The sequence below is a fragment of the Gramella sp. AN32 genome (assembly GCF_023718305.1).
Classification (GTDB): domain Bacteria; phylum Bacteroidota; class Bacteroidia; order Flavobacteriales; family Flavobacteriaceae; genus Christiangramia; species Christiangramia antarctica.
In genome coordinates, this window is record NZ_QEYO01000051.1 from 1 (window position 1) to 862 (window position 862).

Sequence of the window (862 nt, forward strand, 5' to 3'; positions counted from 1 at the left end):
TTGAGTTAGTCATTTAAGTTCTGTAACTTAGTATCAACAAAACGGCTATTATGGAAGATTTTAAAGGGCAGAGTATACTAAACTTTATAAAAGAACTGCCAAATGATGATGCTTGCAAGGCATATCTAGCGAAGATAAAGTGGCAGGATGGCTTTACCTGTATGAAATGCGGCCATCAAAAAGGTTGTGAAAAGGCTGGCCATAAATATCAGTGCTACGTTTGCCAGCACGTAGAGAGTTCCACTGCAAACACCTTGTTCCACAAGGTCAAGTTCGGACTTCAAAAGGCTTTCTGCGTTGTCTTTGAAATGAGCACCAGCAGTAAGAGCGTTTCAAGTATCCAGATGGGCAAACGTTTTGATATCCGTCAGGGAACAGCCTGGTATTTTATGCAGAAAGTCAGAAAGGCGATGAAGAGCAGTCAAAGATATCCCTTATCAGAGTTGATCCATGTCGATGAATTTACCGTTGGTGGAAAAGAAGAGGGAAAACAGGGAAGAAGCTATGATTCCAAGAAGAAAAAAGCTGTTATCGCTGTTGAACTGAGCGAAAAGCACCAGATTAAAAGAGTCTATGTAAAATCCATCGATGATTATTCGGCAAAGTCATTGACCCCAATATTTGAAGAGCACATCAGCACATCAGCAAAAATCGTTACTGATAAATGGAGAGGTTATGAGCCTTTGAAGGCGTTGTACAATATTGAACAGAAGTTCAGTGACCAAGGCAAGAACTTCAAGGAACTACATATCGTTATAATGCAATTGAAATCTTGGTTGAGGGCTATTCCGACCCATGTAAGTAAATGGCATATCCAATCCTACTTTGATGAGTTCTGTTTTAGGATAAACCGCTCACAGAG

The 862-nt window shown here is 40.3% G+C and carries 1 protein-coding gene; it reads left to right on the plus strand.

The window, feature by feature from the left end; translation table 11 throughout:
* Window positions 1-50: 50 nt before the first annotated feature.
* The coding region (locus DHD80_RS19825) for an IS1595 family transposase (RefSeq protein WP_251743208.1) at window positions 51-862 on the plus strand (812 nt) is incomplete at its 3' end.